At 53.4% G+C, this 7,151-nt stretch carries 5 protein-coding genes; all 5 read left to right on the top strand.

Going from position 1 to position 7,151, the window contains the following annotated elements; genetic code table 11:
- Window positions 1-23: 23 nt before the first annotated feature.
- A complete protein-coding gene (gene infB, locus RT340_RS20785; RefSeq protein WP_034826524.1) occupies window positions 24-2,714 on the top strand; it encodes a translation initiation factor IF-2 in 2,691 nt (896 codons plus the stop codon).
- 66 nt (window positions 2,715-2,780) lie between these two features.
- Window positions 2,781-3,188, top strand: a complete 408-nt coding sequence (rbfA, locus tag RT340_RS20780; protein ID WP_034826517.1) for a 30S ribosome-binding factor RbfA — start codon at window positions 2,781-2,783, stop codon at window positions 3,186-3,188.
- Window positions 3,188-4,132 (top strand): tRNA pseudouridine(55) synthase TruB, encoded by a 945-nt coding sequence (gene truB / locus RT340_RS20775; RefSeq protein ID WP_058959446.1) that lies wholly within the window; start codon window positions 3,188-3,190, stop codon window positions 4,130-4,132. Before rbfA ends, truB begins: the two co-directional genes overlap by 1 nt.
- A 135-nt stretch (window positions 4,133-4,267) precedes the next feature.
- Window positions 4,268-4,537 carry a 30S ribosomal protein S15 gene (rpsO, locus tag RT340_RS20770; protein ID WP_211729326.1) on the top strand — a complete coding sequence of 90 codons (270 nt, stop codon included), beginning with the start codon at window positions 4,268-4,270 and terminating at the stop codon, window positions 4,535-4,537.
- Between the two features lie 311 nt (window positions 4,538-4,848).
- Complete coding sequence (gene pnp, locus RT340_RS20765) at window positions 4,849-6,984, top strand: polyribonucleotide nucleotidyltransferase (RefSeq protein ID WP_097118208.1); 2,136 nt, start codon at window positions 4,849-4,851, stop codon at window positions 6,982-6,984.
- Window positions 6,985-7,151 lie beyond the last annotated feature (167 nt).

Raw genomic sequence — 7,151 nt, 5'->3', positions numbered from 1 at the left:
GCGTAATAACAGGAAGGAACAGCATGACAGATGTAACCGTAAAATCGCTGGCCGCCGAAATTCAGACTCCGGTCGATCGCCTGGTACAGCAATTTGCTGACGCAGGGATCCGCAAGTCTGAAAACGATGCGGTGTCCCAGCAAGAGAAAGAAACCTTACTGTCCCATTTGAATCGTGAGCACGGTCAGACCGGTTCAAGTAAACTGACATTACAGCGCAAAACGCGCAGCACCTTGAATATTCCCGTCACCGGGGGTAAAAGTAAGTCGGTGCAAATCGAAGTCCGCAAAAAACGCACATATGTGAAAGGTGATGCTGAGTCTGAGCAAGCTCAGGCAGAAGCTGAAGCCGAGGCGCAGCGTGAAGCGGAAGAGCAGGCGCGTCGCGAGGCAGAAGAACAAGCCCGTCGCGAAGCTGAACAAAAAGCGCAACGTGAAGCCGAAGATAAAGCCAAGCGCGAAGCCGCTGAAAAGGCCAAGCGTGAAGCAGCGGAAAATGAGAAAGTGACTAATCAACCTACCGATGAAGTAACCAAGGCTGCGCAGTCTGATAAGGCGCGTCGTGAAGCCGAAGCGGCTGATCTGAAACGCAAAGCGGAAGAAGAAGCACGCCGTAAGCTGGAAGAAGACGCTCGCCGTGTGGCAGAAGAAGCCCGCCGCCTGGCTGAAGAGAAATCAGCTGAATGGGAAAAACCAGAGGAAGAAGACAAAGGCGACTACCATGTCACCACTTCCACTCATGCCCGTCAGGCTGAAGACGAAAACGACCGCGAAGTTGAAGGCGGACGTGGACGTGCGCGTACCACCAAAGCAGCGCGCCCAGCCAAAAAAGGCAACAAGCATTCTGAAGCGAAAACTGATCGCGAAGAAGCGCGTGCGCAGTTCCGTGGTGGTAAAGGTGGTAAAAACCGTAAGCCAAGCGCACTGCAGCAGGGTTTCAACAAACCCGTTCAGGCTGTTAACCGTGATGTGATCATCGGCGAAACCATTACTGTTGCCGAGCTGGCAAACAAAATGGCGGTGAAAGGCTCACTGGTTATCAAAGCGATGATGAAAATGGGCGCAATGGCGACCATTAACCAAGTCATCGACCAGGAAACAGCCCAGTTGGTTGCGGAAGAAATGGGTCACAAAGTGATCCTGCGCCGCGAGAACGAACTGGAAGAAGCGGTGATGGACGATCGTGATACCGATGCAGCGCAGGAGTCACGCGCTCCGGTGGTCACTATCATGGGTCACGTTGACCATGGTAAAACCTCGCTGCTGGACTATATCCGCTCAACCAAAGTCGCTTCAGGCGAGGCTGGCGGTATTACACAGCATATCGGTGCTTACCACGTTGAAACTGACAACGGTATGGTAACCTTCCTGGATACCCCGGGCCACGCCGCGTTTACCGCGATGCGTGCACGTGGTGCGCAGGCAACGGATATCGTAATTCTGGTGGTTGCTGCCGATGACGGCGTGATGCCACAGACTATCGAAGCCATCCAGCACGCCAAAGCGGCCAAAGTGCCGGTTGTGGTTGCAGTGAACAAGATTGATAAGCCAGAAGCAGACCCGGATCGCGTGAAGAATGAACTGACCCAGTACGGAATCATTCCGGAAGAGTGGGGCGGTGAAAACATGTTCGTTAACGTCTCTGCGAAAGCGGGTACCGGTATTGATGACCTGCTGAATGCGATTCTGCTGCAGGCTGAAGTTCTGGAACTGACCGCCATTCGTGAAGGTATGGCGAGCGGCGTGGTCATCGAATCCTTCCTCGACAAAGGTCGTGGCCCGGTTGCGACCGTGCTGGTGCGTGAAGGTACGCTGAACAAAGGCGATATCGTACTGTGCGGCTTCGAATACGGCCGTGTCCGTGCGATGCGTGACGAACTGGGTCGTGAAGTGCTGGAAGCGGGTCCATCCATTCCAGTGGAAATCCTCGGTCTGTCTGGTGTGCCAGCAGCGGGTGATGAAGCGACTGTTGTGCGTGATGAGAAGAAAGCACGTGAAGTTGCACTGTATCGTCAGGGCAAATTCCGCGAAGTGAAACTGGCGCGTCAGCAGAAGTCGAAGTTGGAGAACATGTTCGCCAACATGACCGAAGGCGAAGTGTCCGAGTTGAACATCGTGCTGAAGTCCGACGTACAGGGTTCGGTGGAAGCGATCTCCGACTCGCTGCTGAAACTCTCCACCGACGAAGTGAAGGTGAAGATTATCGGTTCGGGCGTGGGTGGTATCACCGAAACCGACGCGACCCTGGCAGCGGCTTCCAACGCCATCATTCTCGGCTTTAACGTCCGTGCTGACGCTTCTGCGCGTCGCGTGATTGACGCTGAAAACGTGGACCTGCGCTACTACTCCGTTATCTATAATCTGATTGACGAAGTAAAAGCAGCCATGAGCGGCATGCTGGCACCGGAATTCAAACAGCAGATCATTGGTCTGGCCGAAGTGCGTGACGTGTTCAAGTCACCGAAATTTGGCGCCATTGCTGGCTGTATGGTCACCGAAGGCAACATCAAACGTCACAACCCGATTCGCGTACTGCGCGACAACGTGGTGATTTACGAAGGCGAGCTGGAATCTCTGCGTCGCTTTAAAGACGATGTCAACGAAGTGCGTAACGGCATGGAGTGTGGTATCGGCGTGAAGAACTACAACGACGTTCGCGTTGGTGACATGATCGAAGTCTTTGAAGTGATTGAAATTAAACGCACCATCGATTGATCATCACTTGATGTGTTGCAATTTGGGAGGCCTCTGGCCTCCCGAATTATTTGGGAGAAAGAAAAAATGGCAAAAGAATTTGGCCGCCCACAGCGCGTATCTCAGGAACTGCAGAAAGAAATCGCAATTATCCTGCAACGTGAAATTAAAGACCCGCGCCTCGGCATGATGGTAACGGTATCCGGCGTAGAAGTGTCGCGCGACCTGGCGTATGCCAAAGTCTTCGTGACCTTTTTGAATGACCAGGATGAAGATGCGGTAAAAAATGGTCTGAAGGCGCTGAAAGAAGCCTCAGGTTATATCCGTATTCTGGTGGGGAAAGCGATGCGTCTGCGTATCGTACCTGAACTGACCTTCTTCTATGACAACTCGCTGATCGAAGGGATGCGCATGTCTAACCTGGTCAGCAACGTGATCAAAAGTGACGTTGAGCGTCGTGGCGAAAGCCCGGCGGAAGATGACAAGGAGGACTAATGAGTCGTCCTCGTCGTCGCGGTCGCGACGTCCACGGTGTGTTTTTGCTGGATAAGCATCAGGGCGCATCCTCGAACGATGTGCTGCAGAAAGTGAAGCGTCTGTTCCATGCTAACAAAGCGGGTCACACGGGTGCGCTTGATCCCCTGGCAACAGGCATGCTGCCGATCTGCCTCGGTGAAGCGACGAAGTTCTCGCAGTTCCTGCTCGATTCCGATAAACGCTATCGCGTTATTGCCCGCCTCGGCGAGCGTACCGATACCTCAGACGCTGATGGCAATATCGTCGAAACGCGCCCGGTGACCTTCAATCAAGCCCAGCTTGATGCGGCGCTGGAGAGCTTCCGTGGTGACACCTTACAAGTACCCACCATGTTCTCTGCGTTGAAGTACCAGGGCCGCAAGCTGTATGAATACGCGCGTGAAGGCATTACCGTACCGCGTGAAGCACGACCGATCACCGTGTTTGAACTGCAGTTTATTCGCTGGGAAGGGGATGAGCTGGAGCTGGAAATTCACGTTTCCAAAGGCACTTATATTCGCACCATCATCGATGACCTCGGCGAGAAGCTCGGCTGCGGCGCACATGTGATTATGTTGCGTCGTTTGCAGGTGGCAAAGTATCCGATTGATCGCATGATCACCTTTGAGCAGTTGCAGGCGATGGCGGCTGAAGCCAACGCAGCAGAAACGCCAGACTACCGTGCACTGGATGCACTGCTGCTGCCAATGGATAGCCCTGCGGAGGAGTTCCCCATCGTCAATTTGCTGCCCTCTGTCGCCGCTTATTTCAAACAGGGGATGCCGGTGCAGGTGGCGAATGCGCCTGAACAGGGATTGGTGCGTGTTACCGAAGGTGAAGAACATAAATTTATCGGCATGGCAGAAATCGCTGAGGATGGACGCGTGGCGCCGCGTCGTCTGGTGGTCGAGTTTCCCGCCTAATCAACACATTCACGTTTGAGCTAACGGCGCATTTGCGTTGCAATCAGGCGAAGAGTAGAATAGCGCGGCTTTTAAAGCGGGCTGCTGAATTAGAGATCGGCACCCAACCATTCATTTATTATTTCGGAGTTTATTATGTCTCTAAGCGTAAAAGCTAAAGCAGAGATCGTTGCTAAATTCGGTCGTGGTGCTAACGACAGCGGTTCAACTGAAGTTCAGGTTGCTCTGCTGACTGCTCAGATTAACCACCTGCAGGGTCACTTCTCTGAGCACAAAAAAGACCACCACAGCCGTCGCGGTCTGCTGCGCATGGTATCTCAGCGTCGTAAGCTGCTGGACTACCTGAAGCGTAAAGACGTTGCACGTTACACCAGCCTGATCGAAACCCTGGGTCTGCGTCGCTAAGTCTGAAGAATCTGATCAACGATGTAGCACATGCACTATGCAGAAAAGCGCATCTGACGATCAGATTTGTGCGAGTTTCGCGAAAAGGGGGCCTTTATGGCCCCTTTTTTCGAGCAATCCGCAGCATTCCGTACCAAACTCATGTATTGTTGCTGAGAGTGATCTTTGCTTGCAGCGTTTCGCGCGGCTAATGAGAGGCTTTACCGCATGAGCGGTTGAAGATTGTCATTAGTCGCGAGGATGCAACTAAAGATCGGTAAACCCCGGCGAGCTCAAAAGTGCTCTGCCCCTCGAATTTAAGGACTTAAATTTTGCTGAACCCGATCGTACGCAAATTCCAATATGGTCAGCATACCGTCACGCTGGAAACCGGCATGATGGCGCGCCAGGCCACTGCAGCAGTTATGGCGAGCATGGACGACACCGCGGTATTCGTGACTGTTGTTGGCCAGAAAAAAACCAAACCAGGTCAGGATTTCTTCCCGCTGACGGTTAACTATCAGGAGCGTACTTACGCTGCTGGTCGTATCCCGGGTAGCTTCTTCCGTCGTGAAGGCCGTCCAAGCGAAGGCGAAACCCTGATTTCTCGTCTGATTGACCGTCCAGTGCGTCCACTGTTCCCGGAAGGTTTCATCAACGAAGTGCAGGTGATTGCGACCGTTGTGTCTGTTAACCCACAGGTTAACCCGGACATTGTTGCGATGATCGGCGCATCTGCCGCGCTGGCGCTGTCAGGCCTGCCATTCAACGGCCCAATCGGTGCAGCACGTGTGGGTTATATCAATGACCAGTACGTTCTGAACCCAACCGCTGATGAAATCAAAACTTCACGTCTGGACCTGGTGGTTGCAGGTACTCAGAACGCGGTTCTGATGGTTGAATCTGAAGCAGAAGTACTGACAGAAGACCAGATGCTGGGCGCGGTGGTGTTCGGCCACGATCAGCAGCAGGTTGTTATCGAAAACATCAACGCACTGGTTGCTGAAGCAGGCAAACCACGTTGGGACTGGCAGCCAGAGCCAGCGAACGATGCACTGATTGCACGTGTTGCTGCACTGGCAGAAGCCGGTATTGCTGATGCTTACCGCATCACTGATAAGCAAGAGCGTTACACTCAGGTTGGCGCAGTTAAAGACGCGACTATCGCTGCCCTTCAGGCTGAAGACGAAACGCTGGATGCTGGCGAAATCGCTGACATCGTTCACGATCTCGAGAAGAGCGTCGTGCGTAGCCGTATCATCCGTGGTGAGCCACGTATCGATGGCCGCGAAAAAGATATGATCCGTGGTCTGGATGTACGTACTGGCGTGCTGCCACGTACTCACGGTTCTTCTCTGTTCACCCGTGGTGAAACGCAGGCACTGGTTACCGCAACACTGGGTACCGCCCGTGATGCGCAGAACCTGGATGAGCTGATGGGCGAGCGGACTGATAGCTTCCTGTTCCACTATAACTTCCCTCCATACTCAGTGGGCGAAACCGGCATGGTTGGCTCACCGAAGCGTCGTGAAATTGGTCACGGCCGTCTGGCGAAGCGTGGCGTGCTGGCAGTGATGCCGAAGCAGGAAGAGTTCCCGTACACCGTCCGTGTGGTGTCAGAAATCACCGAATCTAACGGTTCTTCTTCAATGGCTTCTGTGTGTGGTGCTTCTCTGGCACTGATGGACGCAGGCGTACCGATCAAAGCAGCCGTAGCCGGTATTGCGATGGGTCTGGTTAAAGAAGACGAAAACTTCGTGGTTCTGTCTGACATCCTGGGCGATGAAGATCACCTCGGCGATATGGACTTCAAAGTAGCGGGTAGCCGCGACGGTATCACTGCACTGCAGATGGATATCAAAATTGAAGGTATCACCCGTGAGATCATGCAGGTTGCACTGAATCAGGCTAAGGGCGCGCGTCTGCACATCCTGAGCGTGATGGAGCAGGCCATCAGCACCCCACGTCAGGAAATCTCTGAGTTCGCACCACGTATCTATACCATCAAGATCAGCTCTGACAAGATCAAAGATGTTATCGGTAAAGGCGGTTCTGTTATCCGTGCGCTGACCGAAGAAACCGGCACCACCATCGAAATCGAAGATGATGGCACCGTGAAAATCGCAGCAACCGACGGCAACAAAGCGAAGGAAGCGATTCGTCGTATCGAAGAGATCACCGCTGAAATCGAAGTGGGTCGTATCTACTCTGGTAAAGTGACGCGTATCGTTGATTTCGGTGCCTTCGTGGCAATCGGCGGCGGTAAAGAAGGTCTGGTCCATATCTCTCAGATCGCTGATAAGCGTGTTGAGAAAGTGACCGACTATCTGCAGATGGGTCAGGAAGTTCCAGTGAAAGTGATGGAAGTGGACCGTCAGGGCCGCGTACGCCTGAGCATCAAAGAAGCGACAGAGCAGAAACCAGCGGAAGAAACCCCTGCTGCAACGAATGCATCTGACGCCGAGTAAGCGTTTACTGATTGGCCTCTCCCTGCAATTTGGGGAGAGGTATTTGGATCATCGCGAGGGCGGGAATCCTTGTGCACAGCAGGCGGATGACAGGATGGTTATCCCAATGTTTGTATTCGGGAGTGGGAAATGAAGCCTTTTTTGCGCTGGTGTTTCGTTGCGACAGC

The organism is Pantoea sp. CTOTU50773 (assembly GCF_032082325.1).
GTDB lineage: Bacteria > Pseudomonadota > Gammaproteobacteria > Enterobacterales > Enterobacteriaceae > Pantoea > Pantoea communis.
The sequence above is the reverse complement of the archived record's forward strand: the minus strand, read 5'-3'. Positions and strand labels throughout refer to the sequence as shown.

Bases quoted from the DNA above. Each gene is read 5' to 3' on its own strand.
- rbfA (WP_034826517.1), top strand. From the start codon at position 2,781: ATGGCAAAAGAATTTGGCCGCCCACAGCGCGTATCTCAGGAACTGCAG.
- infB (WP_034826524.1), top strand. From the start codon at position 24: ATGACAGATGTAACCGTAAAATCGCTGGCCGCCGAAATTCAGACTCCG.
- rpsO (WP_211729326.1), top strand. From the start codon at position 4,268: ATGTCTCTAAGCGTAAAAGCTAAAGCAGAGATCGTTGCTAAATTCGGT.
- truB (WP_058959446.1), top strand. From the start codon at position 3,188: ATGAGTCGTCCTCGTCGTCGCGGTCGCGACGTCCACGGTGTGTTTTTG.